The following is a 567-nucleotide window of genomic DNA, read 5'->3' on the forward strand; positions in this document are numbered from 1 at the left end:
GCGCCTGGCCGCGGTGAGTGCGAGCCAGCGCAGGTCGGCTTCGAGGTGGCACAGCGCGTGGTCGCAGATGAGCTGGTCGGCGAGGTCGCCGCCGCGCTTGCGCTGGGTCAGCTCGCGCATCAGCCGCAGGTGTTCGGCGCGCTGGGTGTCGAGCAGGTCGGCCGCGTTCCGGCCGGTCAGCAGCGCGAGGACCACCTTGGTGTAGAGGGTGGACTGAAGGTACGGTTCGGGCTTTTCGGGCTGCGCGAGCCACTGGGCGACGTCGGTTATCCCGGCGTCGGTGATGGCGTACCGCTTGCGCTCGGGCCCGCCTCCGGCCTCGATCCCGTCGACCTCCACGAGGCCGTTCTTCAGCAGCCGGGACATGGTCGAGTAGACCTGCCCGTAGTGCAGTGGACGGTCGTGCCCGAAGCGCTCGTCGAACGCGCGCTTGAGGTCGTAACCGTGGCGGGGCCCGGATTCCAGGAGCCCGAGAAGGGTGTGGCCGATGGACATGACCGGGACTCTACATCATGTGTATACGCGGTATGTATAGCCGCCGCGTATAGCGCATCGCCCCTGGTGGGG

General features: G+C 68.4%; 1 protein-coding gene. It reads right to left on the reverse strand.

Annotation, left to right across the window (positions count from 1 at the left end):
- A partial coding sequence (locus KUM32_RS42770) for a PadR family transcriptional regulator (RefSeq protein WP_217146947.1) occupies positions 1–495 on the reverse strand: 495 nt, incomplete at its 3' end.
- Positions 496–567 lie beyond the last annotated feature (72 nt).

It is taken from the genome of Streptomyces sp. AC627_RSS907 (assembly GCF_019049165.1).